This window comes from Nocardia sp. NPDC055029 (assembly GCF_053608525.1).
This window is the reverse complement of record NZ_JBSGVQ010000011.1, coordinates 1-20,190: the sequence shown is the minus strand read 5'-3', so window position 1 is coordinate 20,190 and position 20,190 is coordinate 1. Positions and strand designations below refer to the sequence as shown.

General features: G+C 69.1%; 16 protein-coding genes. 9 read left to right on the top strand and 7 right to left on the bottom strand.

All coding sequences use genetic code 11. The features are described 5' to 3' along the window. Positions 1-14 precede the first annotated feature (14 nt). Genes ACWF9G_RS12705 through ACWF9G_RS12695 form a run of 3 tightly spaced genes read left to right on the top strand, consistent with a single transcriptional unit; the run spans position 15 to position 4,650 of the window. Positions 15-1,226 (top strand): HpcH/HpaI aldolase/citrate lyase family protein, encoded by a 1,212-nt coding sequence (locus tag ACWF9G_RS12705; protein ID WP_379306848.1) that lies wholly within the window; start codon positions 15-17, stop codon positions 1,224-1,226. Continuing rightward, the gene (locus ACWF9G_RS12700) at positions 1,223-3,805 is read left to right on the top strand and encodes a phosphoribosyltransferase (RefSeq protein ID WP_452515280.1); all 2,583 of its coding nucleotides are present in this window, start codon (positions 1,223-1,225) and stop codon (positions 3,803-3,805) included. Before ACWF9G_RS12705 ends, ACWF9G_RS12700 begins: the two co-directional genes overlap by 4 nt. Before the next feature lie 38 nt (positions 3,806-3,843). Continuing rightward, complete coding sequence (locus ACWF9G_RS12695; RefSeq protein WP_452515436.1) at positions 3,844-4,650, top strand: HAD family hydrolase; 807 nt, start codon at positions 3,844-3,846, stop codon at positions 4,648-4,650. Positions 4,651-4,695: 45 nt separating this feature from the next. Here the strand turns inward: ACWF9G_RS12695 and ACWF9G_RS12690 are convergent, their stop codons facing one another. The 4 genes from ACWF9G_RS12690 to ACWF9G_RS12675 all read right to left on the bottom strand — a co-directional run bounded on the left by ACWF9G_RS12690 (position 4,696) and on the right by ACWF9G_RS12675 (position 7,981). Then, positions 4,696-5,745, bottom strand: a complete 1,050-nt coding sequence (locus ACWF9G_RS12690; RefSeq protein WP_452515278.1) for an alpha/beta hydrolase — start codon at positions 5,743-5,745, stop codon at positions 4,696-4,698. 135 nt (positions 5,746-5,880) lie between these two features. After that, positions 5,881-6,645 (bottom strand): AIM24 family protein, encoded by a 765-nt coding sequence (locus ACWF9G_RS12685; RefSeq protein ID WP_379306731.1) that lies wholly within the window; start codon positions 6,643-6,645, stop codon positions 5,881-5,883. 4 nt (positions 6,646-6,649) lie between these two features. Next, positions 6,650-7,348 (bottom strand): AIM24 family protein, encoded by a 699-nt coding sequence (locus tag ACWF9G_RS12680; protein WP_379306729.1) that lies wholly within the window; start codon positions 7,346-7,348, stop codon positions 6,650-6,652. A gap of 9 nt (positions 7,349-7,357) precedes the next feature. Continuing rightward, entirely contained in the window at positions 7,358-7,981 is a 624-nt protein-coding gene (locus tag ACWF9G_RS12675; RefSeq protein WP_379306727.1) for an AIM24 family protein, read from the bottom strand. A gap of 167 nt (positions 7,982-8,148) precedes the next feature. On the opposite strand from ACWF9G_RS12675, the gene ACWF9G_RS12670 reads away from it, so the two are divergent. Together ACWF9G_RS12670 and ACWF9G_RS12665 are read left to right on the top strand one after the other, a co-directional pair. Beyond that, positions 8,149-9,510, top strand: coding sequence for a TerD family protein (locus tag ACWF9G_RS12670; RefSeq protein ID WP_452515275.1), 1,362 nt, complete (start codon positions 8,149-8,151; stop codon positions 9,508-9,510). Positions 9,511-9,540: 30 nt separating this feature from the next. Beyond that, positions 9,541-11,061 (top strand): TerD family protein, encoded by a 1,521-nt coding sequence (locus ACWF9G_RS12665; RefSeq protein ID WP_452515273.1) that lies wholly within the window; start codon positions 9,541-9,543, stop codon positions 11,059-11,061. A gap of 3 nt (positions 11,062-11,064) precedes the next feature. Here ACWF9G_RS12665 and ACWF9G_RS12660 read toward each other — a convergent pair whose 3' ends face one another. The 3 genes from ACWF9G_RS12660 to ACWF9G_RS12650 form a co-directional block, all read right to left on the bottom strand. Continuing rightward, positions 11,065-12,744: a glycosyltransferase family 87 protein gene (locus ACWF9G_RS12660; RefSeq protein WP_452515434.1), complete on the bottom strand. Its 1,680-nt coding sequence runs from the start codon at positions 12,742-12,744 to the stop codon at positions 11,065-11,067. Between the two features lie 81 nt (positions 12,745-12,825). Further along, on the bottom strand, positions 12,826-15,048 hold the full coding sequence (locus ACWF9G_RS12655) for a transglycosylase domain-containing protein (RefSeq protein WP_379306842.1): 2,223 nt from the start codon (positions 15,046-15,048) through the stop codon (positions 12,826-12,828). Between the two features lie 797 nt (positions 15,049-15,845). After that, on the bottom strand, positions 15,846-16,265 hold the full coding sequence (locus ACWF9G_RS12650) for a DUF5318 domain-containing protein (protein WP_189031475.1): 420 nt from the start codon (positions 16,263-16,265) through the stop codon (positions 15,846-15,848). A 123-nt stretch (positions 16,266-16,388) separates the two neighbouring features. On the opposite strand from ACWF9G_RS12650, the gene ACWF9G_RS12645 reads away from it, so the two are divergent. The 4 genes from ACWF9G_RS12645 (at position 16,389) to ACWF9G_RS12630 (ending at position 20,101) form a co-directional block, all read left to right on the top strand. Then, positions 16,389-17,450 (top strand): DUF1707 SHOCT-like domain-containing protein, encoded by a 1,062-nt coding sequence (locus tag ACWF9G_RS12645; protein WP_452515271.1) that lies wholly within the window; start codon positions 16,389-16,391, stop codon positions 17,448-17,450. A gap of 7 nt (positions 17,451-17,457) precedes the next feature. Continuing rightward, entirely contained in the window at positions 17,458-18,246 is a 789-nt protein-coding gene (locus ACWF9G_RS12640; protein ID WP_452515269.1) for a DUF1707 SHOCT-like domain-containing protein, read from the top strand. 195 nt (positions 18,247-18,441) lie between these two features. Beyond that, positions 18,442-18,999 (top strand): PadR family transcriptional regulator, encoded by a 558-nt coding sequence (locus ACWF9G_RS12635; protein WP_071930941.1) that lies wholly within the window; start codon positions 18,442-18,444, stop codon positions 18,997-18,999. Then, positions 18,992-20,101, top strand: a complete 1,110-nt coding sequence (locus ACWF9G_RS12630; RefSeq protein ID WP_379311336.1) for an inositol-3-phosphate synthase — start codon at positions 18,992-18,994, stop codon at positions 20,099-20,101. The genes ACWF9G_RS12635 and ACWF9G_RS12630 overlap by 8 nt, the downstream gene beginning before the upstream one ends. Positions 20,102-20,190 lie beyond the last annotated feature (89 nt).

Below are 20,190 nucleotides of genomic sequence, written 5' to 3'. Positions count from 1 at the left end.
ATGCACAGGACATGATGACAGCGGGGTACGCGGTCGCGCCGGAGATCTGCCTGCGTAAGCAGGTTCCGCTGCGCCACTTCCGGCAATTGCACGGGCCGAGAGCCCGTGAGCTGTTCCTCCGCGAGCCGGAGCCGATCGTCGATGCCGACGACCGGGAGCTGCTGGCCACCGCGCTCGGCGCGACGCTGTATGTGCCCGCGACCCGCCCCGACCTGGCCGCCACCATCGCGCGGCGCGCGGCGCGCGGCGTGTGCTCGATGGTGATCGACCTCGAGGACGCCGTCGCCGACCATCAGGTGGAGGCGGCCAAGGAGCACGCCGTCGCGACGCTGGATCTGCTCGCCCGCAGCGAGGATCCGAACCCGATGCTGTTCATCCGGGTCCGCGACCCGCAGACCGTCACCGAGCTGGTCGACCAGCTCGGGCCGGGCGCCGATGTGCTCACCGGCTTCGTCTTCCCCAAGTTCGACGCCGTCACCGGGCCCGCCTACCTGGCCGCGCTCGCCGACGCGCGGCGCAGGCTGGATCGCCCGGTCTACGGCATGCCGGTGCTCGAATCGGCGAGCCTGGTGCATCGCCAGACCCGCGACGAGCAGCTCTCCCGCATCGCGGACTTACTCGGCGAACACCGAGACCAGCTGCTCGCGGTCCGGATCGGCGCCACCGACATGTGCTCGACCTTCGGCATCCGCCGCGACCGCGATCTCACGATCTACGACGTGCGCGTGGTCGCCGACGTGATCGCCGACATCGTCAACTACCTCGGCCGCGCCGACGGCACCGGTTTCATCATCACCGGGCCGGTGTGGGAGTACTTCGCCGATCACGAGCGGATGTTCCGGCCGCTGCTGCGGACCGCGCCGTTCGAGGAGTCCGACGCGGTGCCGTTCCGCCAGTACCTGGTCAGCCGGGACCTCGACGGCCTGCTGCGCGAGATCACCCTCGACCGCGCCAACGGCATCCAGGGCAAGACGGTGATCCACCCCTCGCACGTGGCCGCCGTGCACGCGCTGTCGGTGGTGACCCACGAGGAGTACGCCGACGCGCTGCACATCATGGAGGCCGACGTCGGCGGCGTCGCGGCCTCGGAATACCGCAACAAGATGAACGAGATGCGCCCGCACCGCAGTTGGGCCCGCCAGACGCTGGTCCGGGCTCGTGCGTTCGGGGTCGCGAACAAGGGAGTGTCCTTCGTGGATTTGCTGACAGCGATGATCGCCGAATGAGCGTGTTCGGACTCGACATCGAAATACCGTGGGCGACGCAAAATCTGGGTATTCAACTGCGGCATGGTGAGTCGTTCACCGCGTCGGCGGCCGAGGACGCGCTGCCCGGTGAGCTCTCGATCGCCGCGCTGGTCCAGCCGGGGCTGCGGCGTAATCCGCGGCGGGCGCACCTGCTGGTGTCGACCGTGCTCGGCAAGCATCTGCCGACCGATCCGCGCGTCGTGATCGGCGCGGGCAATCGCCTCGGCGACCTGGTGCGCGAGAAACTCGGTGAGCGTGAGCCGGTTGTGCTCGGATTCGCCGAGACCGCAACGGGTTTGGGGCACTGCGTAGCCGCGCGTATCGGTGCGGGCTGCTACCTGCACTCGACGCGCCGCCAGGTCGAGAGCGCCACCACCCTGACCGGGTTCGAGGAGGGGCATTCACACGCCACCTCGCACCTGCTGCAACCCGCGCCCGCCGACATCTTCGTCAACGATCTGCCACTGGTGCTGGTCGACGACGAGATCTCCACCGGTGACACCGCCATCGACGCGGTCCGCGCGCTGCACGCGTTCGCGCCCCGCTCTCACTACGTGCTCGCCTCGCTGGTCGACATGCGCACCGCCGCCGACCGCGCCAAGTTCGAAGCGTTCGCCGCCGAACTCGGTGCGCGCATCGACACCGTGTGCCTGGCTTCCGGCCGTACCGAGCTGCCCGATGGCCTGATCGACACGGTCACCGCGATGCCGGAACCGGAGCTCAATCCGATGGCGGCGCAGCGTGGTTCGTTCGGACGGATCGAATTAACTTGGCCCGCTGACGTTCCCGAAGGCGGCAGACACGGCATTCTGAACTCCGATGTCGCGGCGTTCGATATCGCGCTGAAAGCCGCCACCGACGAGGTGCACTCGCGCCTCGATGCCGAGTTCGCCGGTCGTCCCGTGATCGTGCTCGGTCACGAGGAATTGATGTACCTGCCGCTGCGGCTCGCTGCCGAGCTGGCGGAATCGGGGACGCTCACCCGCTTCCAGACAACCACGCGCTCACCGGCTTACGTACTCGACGAGCCGGGCTACCCGCTGCGCCGTGGCTTCCGCTTCCACGCACCCGAGCCGGACGCGACCGCTCAGCGCTACCTGTACAACGCGCAGTGGACCGACGGCGATACGGCGCCGGTGCTGCTGGTCGTCATCGACCCGCCCGCCGACACCGACGAACTCGTTTCCCCCGACGGTCTGGTCGACGTGCTCACCGCTTCGGGCGCCGACGTGCTGATCGCGGTGCTTCCCGGCGCGGATCCGCGCACCCTGCACGCGGATCGCACCGACGAGTCGACCGCGGGCGTCGCCGGGCCGGACACTGCGCGCCCGGACGTGACAGCGCACGGTACGGAGGCGGCATCGGCCGGGCGGTCGACTCGCGATGAGGTCGCCGTGTCCGGCTCACGGGCCGACGAGGCTGATCCCGGCCGCACCTATCCCCGGGCGTTGCACGGTCCCGACTTCGGTTCCTATGCGGCTGACGAGGTGTCGTGGCTGCTGAAGGATCTCTCCGGCGCTGACCTGGAAGCCGATGTCGCCGAACGCGAGCGGCGGATCCAGGCGGGTGTCGCCCACTACGCCGAATCCCTGCCGGTCGAGTACCAGCCCGACGCCGAGTACCGCGAACTGTTCGACCGCGTGCTGGCCGACAGCGCGGAACGGCTGGCACTGGCGGTGGCCACGGTGGCCGAGCTCGTTGTCGCCGAACGCGGTGAGGACATCGTGCTGGTCTCGCTGGCCAGGGCGGGTACTCCGGTCGGCGTGCTCATGCGGCGCTGGCTGCGCAGCGGTGTGGGTCGTCCGAGCCTGACCGTGCCGCACTACGCGGTGTCGATCGTGCGTGATCGCGGTATCGATGCCGTGGCCTTGGATTACCTTGCTCATCACCACGATCCGTCCACGATCGTGTTCGTCGACGGCTGGACCGGCAAGGGCGCCATCACCCGCGAGCTCACCGAGGCGCTCGACGCCTACCACGCCGCCGGTGGCGCCCGGTTCAACGACGAGCTGGTCGTGCTCGCCGATCCCGGCAACTCCGTGCGCACCTACGGCACCCGCGACGACTTCCTGATCGCCTCCGCGTGCCTGAATTCCACGGTCTCGGGGCTGGTCTCGCGCACCGTCCTCAACGACACCCTGATCGGACCCGGTGAGTTCCACGGCGCCAAGTTCTATCGTGAGCTCGCCGACGCCGATGTCTCCAACCAGCTGCTCGACGCCGTGACCGCCGCCTTCGAGACCATTCGCGATCAGGTCCCCGCCGCGGTCGCCGCGATCCGGGACTCCGATCGCACCCCCGACTGGTCGGGCTGGGCCTCGGTGGAGCGGGTGCGTGCCGAATATGGCGTCGCGACAGTGAATTTCGTGAAGCCGGGCGTCGGCGAGACCACCCGCGTACTGCTGCGCCGGGTACCGTGGCGGGTGCTGGTCCGGGAAGCCGACGCTCCCGAGCACGCGCACATCCGCCTGCTCGCCGCGGCGCGCAGTGTCCCGGTGGAGGTGGTCCCCGACCTGGCCTACTCCTGCATGGGCCTGATCAAGGAGCTGGACCAGTGACCGCCGACGCGCTGTTCGCCACCGATCTCGATCGCACGATGATCTTCTCGCGCAACGGGTTCGGTGGCGCCGACGCCGTAGCGAAGCAGTGTGTGGAGTACTACGAGGGCGAGCCGCTGTCGTACATGACCACCACCGCCGTGGAACGGCTCGGTGCGCTCGCCGCCCTCGCGCCGGTGATCCCGACGACGACCCGCACGATCGAACAGTTCCAGCGGATCGACCTGCCCGGCGCGCCGTGGCGCTACGCCATCACCAGCAATGGTGGCAACATCCTGGTCGACGGCCTGCCCGATCCGACCTGGCGCACCGCGATCGACGATCAGGTGCGCGCCACCGGTGCCACCCTCGCCGAGGTCGGAGCGGAATGGCGTTCCCGTATCGATGATTCCTGGGTCACCAAGTACCGGGAGGCCGACGACCTGTTCTGCTACCTGGTGGTCCGGCCCGACGCGGTCCCGGAGGGCTTCCTCGCCGAATGGGACGCGTGGTGCCGCACGCAGGGCTGGTCGGCCTCGCAGCAGGGTCGCAAGATCTACACGATGCCCGACGCGGTCTGCAAGAGCTTTGCCGTCGCCGAGGTCCGCCGCCGATTGGTGGAATCCGGTGAACTGTCCGAGGACGCAGAGCTGTTCACCGCGGGCGACGGCGCGCTGGACGCCCCGATGCTGACCTCGGCCGACGCGGCGATCCGTCCCCGGCACGGTGAACTGGAGGAGCTGAACTTCACCAGCGCGAACCTCACCGTCACCGAGTCAGCGGGCATCCTCGCGGGGGTGGAGATCCTGGAGTGGTTCCACGACGCCCTCGAGCGCGCCGCGCTGACTGTGGGCGACGCGGCCTGAGAACCGAAACCCCGGGTGCCGCAGGAGCACCCGGGGTTGTCGGAATCAAGGCTGAGGGAACAGTCCCTTCGCCAGCACCGGCCACGACGTCTTGAGATCGTCCTGCCAGTAGCCCCACGAGTGGGTACCGGTATCGCGGTAGACGAAGGTGCCGGGAATGCCGAGCTGGTCCAGCCGCGCCTGCAGATTGTGTGAGGACACGAAGATCGCACCCTCGATCAGCGCGCCGAGGGCCACGGTCTTGGGTGTATCGGCGGGCTTCTCCATCCGGAACGGCCCACCGGGCTGATCGTGAATGCCAGGGATTCCGGTGCCGGTGGAGACGAAAAGATGCGTACCGCGCAGCTTCTCGGCATTGACCAGCGGATCGTTGGCCGCCCACAGCGGCCCACCGACCGGCCCCCACATGTTCTCGGCATCACCGCCGCCGTACAGCTCGACGGTCAGCTTCACCGCCTGCTGACCCGCCGGATCACTCACCTGGGTGAGTCCGCTGTAGACCGCCGCACTGCGGAACAGCCCCGGCTTGGCGATGGCCAGGTTCAGCACGGGGATACCCGACATCGACAGGCCCGCAATGGCATTGACCCCATTGGTGCCGAGCGCCGCGTCGATCAGCGGCGGCAGCTCCTCGGCGATATAGGTCTGCCACTTGTTCACCCCGAGCACCGGATCGGGCTTGACCCAGTCGGTGTAGAACGTCCACGCCCCGCCGATGATCTGCACGACGTTGACGTCCTTGTCGGACAGGAAGTCCAGCGCATCGGTCCGCAGCTGCCACGAGGCACGGTCCACCCCGCCACCCGCACCGTTGAGCAGATACAGCGCCGGTTTCGGGGTAGCGGTATCGGCCGGCCGCTGAACGTCGACCGGGAACGTCTGATTCATCGCGGCCGAATGCACGAACAGCCGCAGATGCCGCGCATCGGTGACCTCCATCCGCTCGATGAAGGACCCATCCGGCGAGGTCACGGCGCCGAGAGTGACGCCGGGCGCACCGACAGGCGCCGCGGACACGGGGATACCGGTAACGATCGACGCGGCGACAGCGCACAGCACCGCCGCCACGACCCGTCGAATGCTGCGACGCTGCACTGCGCCCCCTCCTCTGATCGAGCAACCGCCGACTCATACTCTCGGCGGCCCCCACCGTAACGGCACTCCCGCACCCACCGTCAGCTTTTGGAGCGTACTCGTTTCAGAATTTGCCCGCCCGCCCGAAGGGCTCGCTCAGTAGTGCTGCTGCTGACCGGCGAGCTGCTGCTGGACGACCCCGTGGATCCGTTGCAATCCGCCCACGGTGATACCGCTCTGCAGCTGACCTTCGATGGTCCTGACCAGCGCGTTGTCGCTCATCACCTTTTCCGAGGACTGGATGAGCACGGTGCCGGCGCCGGTGAAGTCGAACTGGCGCTCCTCGCCCGAGTTGGCGCCCATCCTGGCCGCACCGGCCGCCAGGAAGCTGCCGATCCAGCCCTGGTCGTAGTGGTGGCTGGGGGAGGGGCAGTCGGCCCAGCCGACGAGTGCTTCGGGGTCGACGCGCAAGGGGGGCTCGGCGAACATGACCGGGCCGTTGGAGGAGGCGAGGAACTTGCCGGTGCCGATCAGGGTGAGGAAGCCGGGAACGATCGACTGCTTGAGCGCCAGGCCCGGCTCGAAGGCGAGCAGGTTGGCGCCGCGGATGGTGAGGTTGCCGTCCTCGAGATCGTAGGAATTGATGTCGTAGCCGCGGTCGCCGATGATCAGCTTGCCGTGGCCCTCGGCCACCACGTACTCACCGGCGAACAGCGGCGCCGAGAACTGGCTGCTCACCATGTGCATGAGGTTGCCCTGCAGGCCGTGGGTGAGCATTTGGAACTGGATCTGGCCGTAGTAGGCGATCATCGCGCCCTTGCGCATGAACCACGGGCCGGTCAGGTCGATGCAGTAGGCGTAGCTGTTGCCCGGAATGTTGTCGCTGGCACCGAGAGTCATCGGGGAATGGATCTGGCTCATCGGCTCACAACTTCTCTTCGGAGGCCTGCACGTACACGACACCCTGTCCATGGCAATGCAATTGCATCGCCTCGCCCGCGCCGCGGCCGACCGCGTCGCGCCAGCTCATCGCCGCCTTGAGTTCGGTCTGCACATTGCCGTAGGCGGCGACGAACGCCTGCGGGTCGACGACCACCGGATTCGGCCCGCCCACTTGCAGTTCCAGGAAACCGCCGTGGGCAAGCAGTACCGCGGAACCCTGTCCGCTGAGCTGGGTGGTGAACATGCCCTGGCCGGTCGCGACACCGGCGGCCGCGCCGCGCAGCGCGCCCATCAGGCCGCCACCGCCGCCGCCACCACCGGAACTGGCCACCGAGACGACCGAGGCCTGCAGACCCGCGCTGTTGGCCAGCAGTCGCGAGGCCTCGGCGCGCAGCACCGCTCCGGGCTGCATGTGCACCACGTGTACCTCGAGCCCGGCGAATCCGTAATGGACGACGCCGTTTCCGCGCGCCAGCATGGTGCGCTCGTGCTCGCCCGCCATCATGGCGCCCGCCATCCGCATCAGTCCGCCGCCGCCCATCCCTGGCCCGGCGCCGGGAATCTGGTGCGGCGCGAACGCGACCTGACCCTGGTAGAACAGCATCGCGCCGGTCCGGGCGACGACGCCGCCCGCCTGCCCGACATCGACCTTGACGACCTTGCCGTTGACCTTCTCGAACATCGCCGCTTCCTACCGTTCCGCCGGCTGGATCAGCACGACACCCTGGCCGTCCCACCGCAGCGAGAAGGCCTCGCCCGCGTCCTGGCCGACCATCGTGCGCCAGGAGACATCAGTGACGAAGGACTGGTTGAGGTTGCCGCGCGCCGCGACGAACGCGTCCGGATCCACGATCAGCGGATACTGCGGCGAGACCTCGAGATGGATCAGCGGACCACCGGCCGACAGCAGCGCCACCTGGCCCTGCCCGCTGACGGTGGTGGTGAACAGGCCGCTGCCCGCCGACATCCCGCCGACACCGGCGAACCGCACATCCGTGCGCAGATTGCCCGCGAAGGCGAGCAGCTGCTGCGACTCGACCTGCAACGTCTCGTTGTTCAGGTCGACCACGGTGACGTTCTGGCCGTTCACGGCGAAGAACACCCTGCCGTTGCCGCTGCATTCCATCAGCGACAGCTTCTCGCCGGTGGCGCGGCGCTTGAGGCCCGAAAGCACGCCCTCGCCGCCGCCGAAACCGGCCGATTTGAATTGCACATTGCCTTCGTAGGCGACCATCGAGCCGGAGATCGCGCGGATACTCGTCCCCGCGAGATGGGCCTCGATCACCTTCTTCGATTGTTCGAACAGCTGCGCCATGACGGCCCTGGAGTCCCCTCTGGACAGGCGGGTGGAATGCCCGATACCTACTGCGTGGTCACCCTAACCGATCGATCGGGCACGCGCGGTGGCTCCGGAGCGCGGACGCTCGCGCTCGCTTTCTCGTAGAGTGACAGGCGACCGCACCGACAAGCGAAGGGTCGAACTTGTCTGCAACACTCGCCAAGGGCCAGAACGGTCCACTGGCCGTCAGTGACGTGGTGATCTCGCTTCAGCTCACGGCACCGGCCGATCTGTCCGCGCTGCTCGTGACCGAGCAGGGCAAGGTCCGCACCGATGCCGATTTCGTCTTCTACAACCAGCCGAGTGGGCCCGGCGTCGATCTGCGCCCCGGGCCCGCGGGCCAGCCTGCGTCCCTGGCGGTTTCGCTGCCCGCGGTACCCGCCGACATCGACCAGATCCGCGCGGTGATCACCCTCGACGACGCCACGAGCAACTTCGGCCGGTCCGCCCCGCCGACCGCGATCGTCTCCGACGCCGCCGGTAATCGGCTGTTCGAGTACCGGATCGACGGGCTGAACGCGGAGTCGATCGTGATCGCGCTCGAGCTGTACCGCCGTCAGGGCAGCTGGAAGGTGCGCGCCGTCGGCCAGGGCTACGCCGGTGGTTTCGCCGCGCTGGTCACCGATCACGGTGTGCAGGTGGACGATTCGCCAGCGCCCGCCGCCGCGCCGCAGGCCGCGCCGCCGCAGCCGGCGCCCCAGCAGGCGCCGCCCGCGTACCCGGCGCAGTCCGCGCCGAGCTACCCGCAGCAGCCAGCGCCCGCCTACGCCCCGCCCGGTGGTGGCTACCCGCCGCCGCCCGGCCCGGCGCAGCAGCCGCCCGCTGCCGGTTACCCGCCGCCGCCCGGTCCCGGCCCCGGTTACCCGCCGCCCGCGCAGGCCGCCCCGCCGCAGCAGGCCGGTGAGGTCAGCCTGAGCAAGGATCGCCCGGTCAGCCTGCAGAAGGGGCAGCGAGTCACCCTCCGCAAGGAAGGCGGCGCCGCGCTCACCTTCGTCAAGATGGGCCTTGGCTGGGACCCGGTGCGCACGCGCGGCATGTTCGGCAACCGCACGGTCGACATCGACCTGGACGCCTCGGTCTGCCTGTTCGCCGACCAGAATCTCGTCGACGTCGCCTACTACGGTCAGCTGTCGTCCAAGGACGGCTCGGTGCGCCACCAGGGCGACAACCTGACCGGCGAGGGCGAGGGCGACGACGAGATGATCCTGGTGGATCTGACCAGGATCCCCGCGCACATCTCCACGCTGCTGTTCATCGTCACCTCCTACAAGGGGCACACCTTCGAGCAGGTGCAGAACGCGTTCTGCCGCTTGATCGATGGCACCACCAACGGCGAACTCGCGCGCTACACCCTCGCCGGCGGCATGCCGTTCACGGCGATGGCGATGGCCAAGGTGTATCGGGTCGGCGGCGACTGGAAGATGCAGGCGCTGGGCGAGGGCTTCCAGGCCAAGCATCCCGGTGAGGCCGTGCCGCAGCTCGGCCGGTTCCTCGGCAGGGACTAGGCAAGTACGGACAAGAGCAAGGCTGACAACGTGATTCACCTGAAGGCGGGCCAGAACACCGCGCTGACCGCCGACACCGTGCGTTTCACCGCGCACACCGCAGGCACCGTCGATCTCGGTGCGCTGGTGGTCGGCGAGGATCTGCGGGTGCGCGACGAGCACGATCATGTGTGCGCGTCGCGGCCCGGCGCTCCCGGCGTCACCTTCGCCGGCGGCGCGGTGGAGATCGCACTGCCGCAGGTCAGGTCGGACGCGCATGCCGTGCTCCTGTTCGTCACCGCCGGGCATGTGCTCGGCACCGTCACCGCGACGCTGGCCGAGAACGGCACGCCCACATCCGAATTCGTGATCTCGCCCACCGCGGGAGAGAGCGCGCTGATCTGCTTCGAGGTGTACCGCCGCGGTGGTGGCTGGAAGCTGCGCGCGCTCGGTCAGGGGTATGACGGCGGGGCGGCGCAGCTGCTGCCCGCCCACGGCGTGGCCGCTCCCGCGTCACCGGAGGCCGCCGCGCCGACCGTGACGGCCGAGCGGCCCGCCGGTGCGCCGGGCATCCCGCTCGAGGTCGACCACGGTTTGCAGCGGATGTGGATGATCTTCGAGGACGCGGCCCGTTCCGCGGCCGCACTGGTCTCGGCTCGCGACTACGCCGCCAAGCGACTGGATCAGGAGCTCTCCGACGCGGTCTCGAACCCGGCGACCCGCAACACCCCGGCCGCCGACGCGGCCCGCGCCGAGGCGCAGCGCAGGCACGACGAGCTGGTCGGCATCGCCGATTCGGATCATCGGCGCGACAGCGACCATCTCGGTCGCGAGATCGCCGAGGCCGACTCCGTCATGCCCGCCGCGCTCGCCTCCTGGCTCGCGCCGGCCTGGACCACGAAAGCCGCACGCAGCGACGGCATCCGGCTCGGCGAGCTGTACGCGCACGACCGCGGTGAGCTGCGCGTGCCGTATTGCGTTCCGGTGCCGCTGAACCGGCCGCTGTGGGTCGACACCGAGTCGAGCGGGGCCGCGTCCCGCGTGGTCGGCGCGCTGGTGGCCCGGCTGGTCGCTGCCCTGCCGGACAAGCCGACCCGGGTCGACCTGATCGATCTCACCGGTGGCCTGCGCGGGCTCGCCGCCCCGCTCGCCCCGCTGCTCGCCGGTCCGGTCATCGTCGACCACGCCGACATCCCGGCGCGCCTCGGCGCACTGGCGCACGCGGCCGAGCTCGCCGACATCGCTTACAACAGTGGGCAAGCCGTGCCGCCGTCCGAGCACCGGATCCTGGTCGCCGCCGATTTCCCGCACGGCTACCAGGCCACCGATGTGGTGCACCTTGGTCAGCTGATGGTGCGCGGCGATCTGATCGGGCTGTCGCTGGTGATCGTCGGCAGCGGCGGCGCCGACTTCGGTGACGGCCCGCTGTCGCTGCTCTCCCAGTCGTGCAGGCACCTGCCCACCATGCCCGGCACCCCGCTGTTCGACCCGTGGACCGGAAACGCCTGGGAACTCGACCTCGACATGCTCCCGGCCGAACCCGAACTCCAGGCCCGCTACCTGCGGATGTAGCGCTCAGTCGACCATCGACGCGGGCCGCGTGCTCGTGCAGGCCTGCTTGGGACGCAGGAATTGTGGCAGCCACGGCAGGAGTGGGTCGGGTGCGCGGTCGAGGATTCCGCCCGCCGGGTCGTCGACGAAGTCGCGGCGCACCAGGTCGTCTTGCGGGCGCAGGATCTCGTGGACGATCAGCGCGCACAGGCCGAGGACGGCGAGGTCGCGCAGCACGACGGTGCCGGTGAACCACTGCTCGGGCAGGCCCTTGGCGTCCTCGCCGAGGTAGTAGTACATGCGCGGTACCCAGACCAGCGCGTCGATTGTCATCCAGGTCAGCAGGATTCGCCGATGCGGCAGAGCGAGCACCGCCAGCGGCACCAGCCACAGCGAGTACTGCGGGCTCCACACCTTGTTCGTCACCAGGAACGCGGCGACGACCAGGAAGCACAGCTGCGCGACCCGCGGGCGCCGTGCCGCGGTCAGCGCCAGGTAGGCGATGCCGGCGCAGGCCGTCAGGAACAGCAGCAGCGAGACGGTGTTCAGCACGGCCGGCGGCTGGCCGTGTTCGAGCGGCCCGTCGAAACCGCCCCACCCGGTGAACGAGGTGATCACGTTGTAGATCGAATCCGGGTCGGCGTGCCGGGTGGTATTGAGCCGGAAGAACTCCCGCCAGCCGTCCGGGTACAGCACGGCGATCGGCAGGTTCACCGCGATCCAGGTGCCCGCCGCGGCGAGCACGGTGAGGGTGGCCGCGCCGAGCGGGCGCAGCGCGAAGAACTGTGTCCTGGCCGGGGTTTCGCGCAGCCAGGTGCGGGCCGTGCGGAGGCTGTCGACGTCACGCAACCGCACGCCCGCCCGCGCGGCGGGTAGCCGCTGCATCGGATCGGCGCGCAGGCACAGCACCAGAATCGGCCCGAGCAGCAGCAGCGGATACAGCTTCGCCGCGCCGCCGAGACCGAGCAGCACACCGGCGAGTACCGGTTTGCGCCGCGCCCAGGCCAGCAGGCCGGTGGCCGCGAAAGCCGTTGCCAGCGCGTCGAAATTGGTGAACGCGTGCACGATCACCAAGGGCGATACCGCGATCAGCGCCGCGTCCCAGACGCGCCGCCCGGCTAGTCGCGAGGACGCCCACACGGTGATCAGCCAGCCCATCGCCAGACCGAGCGCGACGACATTGAAATACACGACCACCGACAGCGCGCCGGGCAGCGGCAGGTGATCCCAGACATTGCCGATCTGCATCGCCGCGTACTGGTACAGGCCCGAAAGCACCGGATACTCCATGTATCTGGTCTCGGTGCCGCCGTCGGGGGTCGACTCGGTCCAGGACTTCTTGTACGGGAACGCGCCCTCGTTGAGCCGTTCCGCGCCGTAGAGCGGCACCGTGTCGGAGTAGCACATGGCCACGTACTGGCGGCCGTTGTTCCAGTCCAGCATGAGGCCGCCAGCGCCGTCGCCGGTCTGCTGGATGCAGCCCGCCTTCGCGAACCAGCCGAGCGCGAGGAACGCCACGGTGAAGGCGAACATCACCCGCAGCGGCGTCCAGAACCGCACCCGGCCGATCAGCGCGTGATCGCCGACCGGGCCGCCGATCACCGTCGACAGCTGCGCGGTCAGCGAATCGTTGCGGCTCGGCTTATCTCGCGCATCGATCGAGCGCAGGTCGGGGGCGAGCTGGGCGGGCGCGACGTACTGCACTCCGCGGCCCGGCCGGGTACCACTCGACGCCGGCTGGTCCGCGAGCTGCTGATCGGTCACGACATCCGAGGCTACCGGTGGCTACCGGGATCTGGTCGGTGTGGTTCCCCCGCCACTCTCGTTGCCGTTGTTCGTACCGCCCGTACCTGGCCTGGTGCCACCGCCGTTACCGGTGCCGTTGCCGTTGGTCGGCGGCGAACCGTCCGCGGGCGCGGTCGGCTGACCCGGCAGCGGGCCGGTCGTCGTCTCCGGCGCCTGCTGCGACGGCTGCTGTCCGGCGGGCTGCTGCACACCGGGCACCGGGATCCGGATGCCGGGGAAGACCTCGACCTGCGAGGGCACGATCACCGGCGGGGCGAAGGTCGGCGCGGTGGTCGACGGTGCCGTGTAGGGCGCCGACCATTCCGGCACACCGGCCTGGCCCTTGATCGGGGCGGGCTTGGGGAACGACTCGTTCGACGTGCCGGACAGCGCGCCGTCCATCGTCGCCTTCCAGATGTCCGACGGCAGACCCGAACCGTAGATGCTGCCGCCGCCGTAGTTGCGCAGCGGATCACCCTGCTCGGTGCCGACCCACACCGCGGTCGACAGCGACGGGGTGTAGCCGACCATCCAGGCGTCGCGGTTGTTGCCGGTGTCGCCGAGCTGGTGGGTACCGGTCTTGGCGGCCGACTCCCGGCCACCGGCCAGGTTGTGGTTGCGCGAGTACGCCGCGATCGGCTTCATCGCCGCGGTGACGTTGTCGGCCACCGCCGCGCTCACCCGCTGCTCACCGGCGGGCTCGCCGCGATCGAGCAGCACCTGACCGTCGGCGGTCACAACCCGCTGCACGAAGTGCGGCGCGTGGTACATGCCGGAGGCGGCGAGCGTGGCGTAGGCCGAGGCCATGTCCAGCGGACGCGACTGGTACTGGCCGAGGATGACGCCGTTGTTCGGGCCCGCGCCGTTCGGCTCGGTCAGGGTGGCGCCGATGCCGGGCAGTTCCTCGGGGATACCGAGCTTGTGGCCCATGTCGGCGACCTTCTGCGGGCCGTTCTGCATGTCCAGCTGCATGCGGTAGAAGCTGGTGTTCAGCGACCGCTTGAGCGCCTCGGCGATGGTGCACATGCCGCATTGCTCGCCCTCGACATTGCCGATCTTGATGCCGTTGACGGTGATCGGCGAGCTGTCGTACAGCTGTGAGAGCGGGATGCCCAGCTCGAGGTTCGCGGCCAGGCCGATCACCTTGAAGGAGGAGCCCGTCGGCAGACCCGCGTTGGCGAAGTCGAAGCCCTGGCCGTCCTCACCGCCGTAGTAGGCGCGCACCGCGCCGGTGCGCGGGTCGATCGAGACCACCGCGGTCCGCAGGTTCTCCGGCTCGCCCTCCAGCTTGGACCGCGCGGCGTTGACCGCGGCCTCCTGCGCCTTCGGATCGATCGTCGTGGTGATCTGCAGGCCCTCGGTGTTGAGCTGCTGCTCGCTGATGCCCGCCGAGGACAGCTCCTTGAGCACCTGGTTCTTCACCAGGCCGCCCGGGCCCTCGTCCTCGTTGTTCTCGCCGAGCGAGGCCAGGGAGACCACCTGCGGGTACTGCATCGACGACCGCTCGGCCGTCTGCAGGTTGCCGCCGGCGACCATGCCGTCGAGCACGTAGCCCCAGCGCGTCTTGGCGCCCTCGGGGTTCTTCTCCGGATCGAGCAGCGAGGGCAGCTGGATGGTCGCGGCGAGCACCGCGCCCTCGGCCACGGTCAGCTCCTGCACCGGCTTACCGAAGTACGACTTGGCGGCGGCATCGATGCCGTACGCGCCACGACCGAAGTAGATCGTGTTCAGGTAGGCGGCCAGGATGTCTTCCTTGCTCCACTGGCGGGCCATCTTGGCCGAGATCACCAGCTCGTGCATCTTGCGCTGCATCGAGCGCTCGTCACCGACCAGCGCGTTCTTCACGTACTGCTGGGTGATCGTGGAGCCACCACCGGCGCTTTCCTTGCCGAGGACGTTGTCGCGGGCCGCGCGCGCGAAGCCCGACACCGAGAAGCCCGGGTTGGTGTAGAAGTCGCGGTCCTCGGCGGCGATCACGGCATTGCGCACGTGCGGCGGGATCTGATCGATCGAGACCTCGGTGCGGTTGCCCTGCGGCGGGACCACCCGGCTGAGCTCGGTGCTGCCGTCGCTGGCGAAGATCGTCGCGACCTGGTTGGTCTCCAGGTCGCCCGGCTTGGGCACCGAGACCGCCGTGTAGGCGACGAGGAACACCGCGCTCGGCACAACGATGGCCAGGGCCATCAGCACGTACATGGTCCGGCGAATGGCCCGCCACGGCATCTTCCGCAACGCACCACCCTTACCGGAGCCGTCGTCGCCACCGCCACCGTCGCGGCGGTTACGCGGTCCGGTCGGCGGCGGCGTGCCGCCAGTGCCGGTGGCCCTGCGCTCACCGGTGGCCGGACCGCCGGGACGGCGACCGGCGCCGGGGCGCGCGGTCGTGGCCGACGGACCGGTCCGCGGCCGGTTCACGTCGTCGGCGCCGCGGACGGGTCTGGTCGCGTCGGGGTGAGCCGCCCGCGCGGTCTCGTCACGCCCTGGGCGCGGAAGTTTCTGGGTGGCGCCTGCGGCGGGCGGCGGCACCGGCCGACCCGGCTGGGCTTGCCTGCCCTGCGGCGGCCTGCCCTGACCCGGCGCTCCCGGTCCACCCTGCGGACCGGCCGGTCGCTGGGGTGGCGGACCCTGCCGACGTGGCGGCATGCCGCCCGGCGGCGGACCCTGCCGATTCGGCGGCGGCCCGCCCTGCGGACCACGTCCACCGGGCACCGGGCCACGTCCGCCCTGCTGGCCGGGGCCTGCGGGCGGCATCGGGCGACGCGGCGGCGGGGCAGGCCGGTCACCCGGCTGCGGAGGGAGACCCGGCTGTGAACCCCGAGCCGGACGGCCGCGCTGCGGATCATCGCCGAAGGGGGAGGACTCGTAGGGCGAACTCACTGACCAGATCTCCATAACTTGTAAGGTTCAACCGGCACACGACATCCGCGCCGGACAACCGGCGCGGATACCTTGCACCCCGAACAGCGGCACGTCATGCGGTGGCCACCATCACTCGGCGGCTCCATCATTGCGCCGCCCCATCACTCGGCCGCAGAGCGCCGCCCCGCTCGCGAACTCGTCCGGCGGCGGGCCGGCGCAGGGGCGGAGCCGAGCACATACGACTGCACCAGATGGTTCCAGCTGCATGAGCGGCACACCTCGACGACATGCACCGAGAATTCCTCGTTCGACTCTGCCATCCTGACCAGCTCCTCGGGTGTCCGCGCGGAACCGGCCACCTGGCCGAGCCCGTCGCCGTACACCCACGAAACCAAGGTCAGCTGCTCTTTCCGGCAGATCGGGCAGGTGACTTCGCTGCCCCGGCCATGGAACTTGGCGGCCCGGAGCAGGTACGGATTCGCGTCGCACACCTCGGCGACACCGACCCTGCCCGCGTAGACGTCAGCCAGCAGCGACCTGCGCCGGAGCGCATAGTCGACCACCTGCCGCTGAATTCGCACGATCACCAGAGTAGCTGGGTTTGAATCCCGGTGCCGGTGGCACCACTGGATCCGTTCACTCCCCGTACATTCCCGATATCGGGGTTGACCCGGGTGTTTTTGCAGGTGAGGCGTACCAGGGCAATGGCTGTTTCCGAGCGGGCCGGTGGCGGCCCCGATTCCGTGACGAGGGCGCGTGATATCGATCGCGCACAGGCGTCGACCATGCTTGACGCGGCCTATGCCGAGGGCCAGCTCGGCGCCGACGAGTACCACGACCGATCGGCGCGCGCCGGGACCGCGCGAACACTGGGCGACCTGGCACGATTGACCGCCGACCTGCAGGCACCCGCTGTTTTCGGTGGACCGCCGACGGTCGCGCGCAAACGCTTCGGGCGCAAGCCTTCCGGCACGTACCCGTCCCGCATCAGGGCGCGCGATATCGATCGCGCCGCCGCGGGGGAGGCGCTCGACGCGGCGCGCGCGGACGGCCAGCTCGACGCCGAAGAACATGCCGTGATGTCCGAATTGGCCAACACCGCACGAACTTTGGGTGACCTCGCCGACTTGGTGGCGGAACTGCAGCAGCGGCCTGCCCCGCCGACCGAGCCGCCTGCGCGGAACACGTTCCTGGTCGCGACCGTCGCCGTCGCCCTGGCGGTGGCGATCGCCGGATTCGCCGTGGCGATCCGCGACGGCGACCCGCCGCCGGTCGTCGCCGTCAACTACGACGCGGCTTCGCCACGGGTGATCTTCACCCCGCCGCTGACCACCCTTGTGGGTTTCCTTCAGTTCCGCGACGACTACCGCGCCACATTCGCCGACACCCTCGTCGACCAGCTGGTTCTGCACGAGAACAACGGCTCGGTGACGCGGGTCGCGCCCGGCAAGGCCAACTGGACCGTTGACTACAACTATCGCGGTGGCTTCGCTCGGCCGAACAGTCAGATCACCACCCGTCAACGCGATGCCGTCGCGATCGACCTGGCCCAGGTGAACACCGATGCCCTCGGTGCGGCGCTCACGAACGCCGCGACGACCCTGCGGGTACCGGACGGAAAGGTCAGCCACTTCAGCATCGCGAACGACCGCTCGACCGGACGGCCCGTGATCACGATCCATGTCGGCAACGAGGTCTCCCAGTCGGGGTACCAGGTGCTCGCGCTGTCGGGCGAAGTGCTGCAGACCCACCCGAACCAGAAATGACACCGCGATGAAGACCAAGACCGAGTCGAGCGATCTTCGCGCCCGCGACACCGACCGCGCCGACGTCTGCGCCCTCCTCGACGCCGCCCTCGCCGACGGCCAACTCGCCGCCGCCGAACACGAGACCCGCACCGCTGCCGCCATGCGCGCCGAAACCTTCCGGAAACTCGACCGCCTCGTCGACGATCTCCAGGTCCCGGCGAGCATGGCCGCCACCCCGATCGCCCGCGGCATCCCCCGCGCGCCGCGACGCTGGTGGATTCCGCTCGGCGCGGTAGCCATGGCCGGCCTGCTCGGCGTCGGTGCCGGTCTGCTCGGCCGCACCGTGATCGACTTCGTCCTCGACGATGTTCCCGACCTCACCACCGCCAACGGTCTCGCGTATTTCATCGCCGACTACCGCGCCGAGTTCGGCACAACCGTCGTCGACGAGGTGAGCCTGCACCCGGAACACGCCGTGGTCGAACGTGATTCGGGGAAGCCGGGCCGGAAGTCCGAGCTCATCTACCGTGGCGATTTCGAACCATGGGGTTCCCAGGGCGAGCGCCAACCCGGCACCCGCACGTTCGACCTGGCCGCCATCGACCTGACCCGCTACGCGCAGCTGCTGGCAGGCGCGCCCCAGACCACCCGGGTTCCCCGCGGCTGGGTCTCGCACGTCCTGGTCGAATACCCGTCCGCCGGGGGCAAGGACGCCGAGCCCGAAATCCGCATCCACGTCGAGAACGAGGCCAACCAGAGCGGATACCTCGCGATCACGCTCGGCGGCGAACCGATATTCGTCAGCCCCGCCTGATCCGAGATCGGCATTTCCCCTGGCAGCCTCGGCTGCTCGATATCGCTGACCAGGGGTTCTCACCACCGTCAACGCAGTGATGTGCGTCATTCGACTATGTCTTGTTATATCGCTCCGATATAGTTGGAAGTCGCATCCATCGGTTAGGTCCGTTCGGTCTGTCAGGCCGACATAGTCAGGGAGTGAGGTCGGCAAGTGCTCGAATTGGCGATTCTCGGCCTGCTCCTCGACGCGCCCATGCACGGTTACGAGCTGCGTAAGCGGCTGACGGGCCTGCTCGGAGCGTTCCGGGCCTTCTCCTACGGTTCGCTCTACCCGACGCTGCGCAGAATGCAGGCCGACGGGCTGATCGCGGAGGAGCTTCCGGAGGGCGCGATCGCGCGCCGTGCGCGCCGCGTCTACCGGCTCACGCCGGTCGGGCGGGAACGGTTCAACGAACTCCTCGCCGACACCGGTCCGCAGAACTACACCGATGACGGCTTCGGCGTTCACCTGGCCTTCTTCAGCCGCACCCCCGCCGAGGCGAGGATGCGGATCCTGGAGGGCCGGCGGCGTCAGGTCGAGGAGCGCCGAGAGGGACTGCGGGAAGCGATCAAGAAGGCCAGCGGCTCGCTGGATCGCTACACCCGTCAGCTCCACCAGCTCGGATTGGAATCAAGCGAGCGCGAAGTGCGCTGGCTCAACGAGTTGATTGCGGCGGAGCAATCGACGAAGGCGGCACCACAGAAAGAGGGAAAGAGCGGCCATGAGTGATGTCAACAAGGTTGGGTCCGGCGAGGTTCGCGTCGCGATCGTCGGTGTGGGCAACTGCGCATCGTCGCTGGTGCAGGGCGTGCAGTACTACAAGGATGCCGATGAGAACTCCACGGTTCCCGGCCTCATGCACGTCAAGTTCGGTCCCTATCACGTCAAGGACGTGAAGTTCGTCGCCGCGTTCGACGTCGACGCCAAGAAGGTCGGCTTCGACCTGGCCGAGGCGATCTTCGCCAGCGAGAACAACACGATCAAGATCTCCGACGTGCCGCCCACCGACGTCACGGTCCAGCGGGGCCCGACCCTCGACGGCATCGGCAAGTACTACGCGCTGACCATCGAGCAGTCCGAGGCCCCGGCGGTCGACGTCGTGAAGGCGCTCAAGGACGCCCAGGTCGACGTCCTGGTCTCCTACCTGCCCGTCGGCTCGGAAGAGGCCGACAAGTTCTACGCGCAGTGCGCCATCGACGCGAATGTCGCCTTCGTCAACGCGCTGCCGGTGTTCATCGCCTCCGACCCGGTCTGGGCGCAGAAGTTCGTCGACGCCGGCGTTCCGATCGTCGGTGACGACATCAAGTCCCAGGTCGGCGCGACCATCACCCACCGCGTGATGGCCAAGCTGTTCGAGGACCGCGGCGTGGTGCTCGACCGCACCTACCAGCTCAATGTCGGCGGCAACATGGACTTCAAGAACATGCTCGAGCGTGATCGGCTGGAGTCGAAGAAGGTCTCCAAGACCCAGGCCGTGACGTCGAACCTCACCGGTTCGCTCGCGGGCAAGGTCCACGACCGCAACGTCCACATCGGTCCCTCGGACTACGTGGAGTGGCTCGACGACCGCAAGTGGGCCTACGTCCGTCTCGAGGGCCGTGCCTTCGGTGACGCCCCGCTGAACCTGGAGTACAAGCTCGAGGTGTGGGACTCGCCGAACTCGGCGGGCATCATCATCGACGCCGTCCGCGCGGCCAAGATCGCCAAGGACCGCGGCATCGGCGGACCCGTCATCCCGGCCTCGGCCTACCTGATGAAGTCCCCGCCGGAGCAGATCGCCGACGACGTCGCCCGCACCCAGCTCGAAGCCTTCATCATCGGCGCGGAGTAATTGGAGCGCTGGCGCGCTCGAGTCGCGGCCCCTCCTGTCCCGCCGATCAGGCACCGGTGCTTGCTCCTTCGTCGCCTACGCACCGGCAC

Bases quoted from the DNA above. Each gene is read 5' to 3' on its own strand.
- ACWF9G_RS12705 (WP_379306848.1), top strand. From the start codon at position 15: ATGACAGCGGGGTACGCGGTCGCGCCGGAGATCTGCCTGCGTAAGCAG.
- ACWF9G_RS12700 (WP_452515280.1), top strand. From the start codon at position 1,223: ATGAGCGTGTTCGGACTCGACATCGAAATACCGTGGGCGACGCAAAAT.
- ACWF9G_RS12695 (WP_452515436.1), top strand. From the start codon at position 3,844: ATGATCTTCTCGCGCAACGGGTTCGGTGGCGCCGACGCCGTAGCGAAG.
- ACWF9G_RS12685 (WP_379306731.1), bottom strand. From the start codon at position 6,645: ATGAGCCAGATCCATTCCCCGATGACTCTCGGTGCCAGCGACAACATT.
- ACWF9G_RS12680 (WP_379306729.1), bottom strand. From the start codon at position 7,348: ATGTTCGAGAAGGTCAACGGCAAGGTCGTCAAGGTCGATGTCGGGCAG.
- ACWF9G_RS12675 (WP_379306727.1), bottom strand. From the start codon at position 7,981: ATGGCGCAGCTGTTCGAACAATCGAAGAAGGTGATCGAGGCCCATCTC.
- ACWF9G_RS12655 (WP_379306842.1), bottom strand. From the start codon at position 15,048: ATGCCGTGGCGGGCCATTCGCCGGACCATGTACGTGCTGATGGCCCTG.
- ACWF9G_RS12645 (WP_452515271.1), top strand. From the start codon at position 16,389: ATGGCTGTTTCCGAGCGGGCCGGTGGCGGCCCCGATTCCGTGACGAGG.
- ACWF9G_RS12640 (WP_452515269.1), top strand. From the start codon at position 17,458: ATGAAGACCAAGACCGAGTCGAGCGATCTTCGCGCCCGCGACACCGAC.
- ACWF9G_RS12630 (WP_379311336.1), top strand. From the start codon at position 18,992: ATGAGTGATGTCAACAAGGTTGGGTCCGGCGAGGTTCGCGTCGCGATC.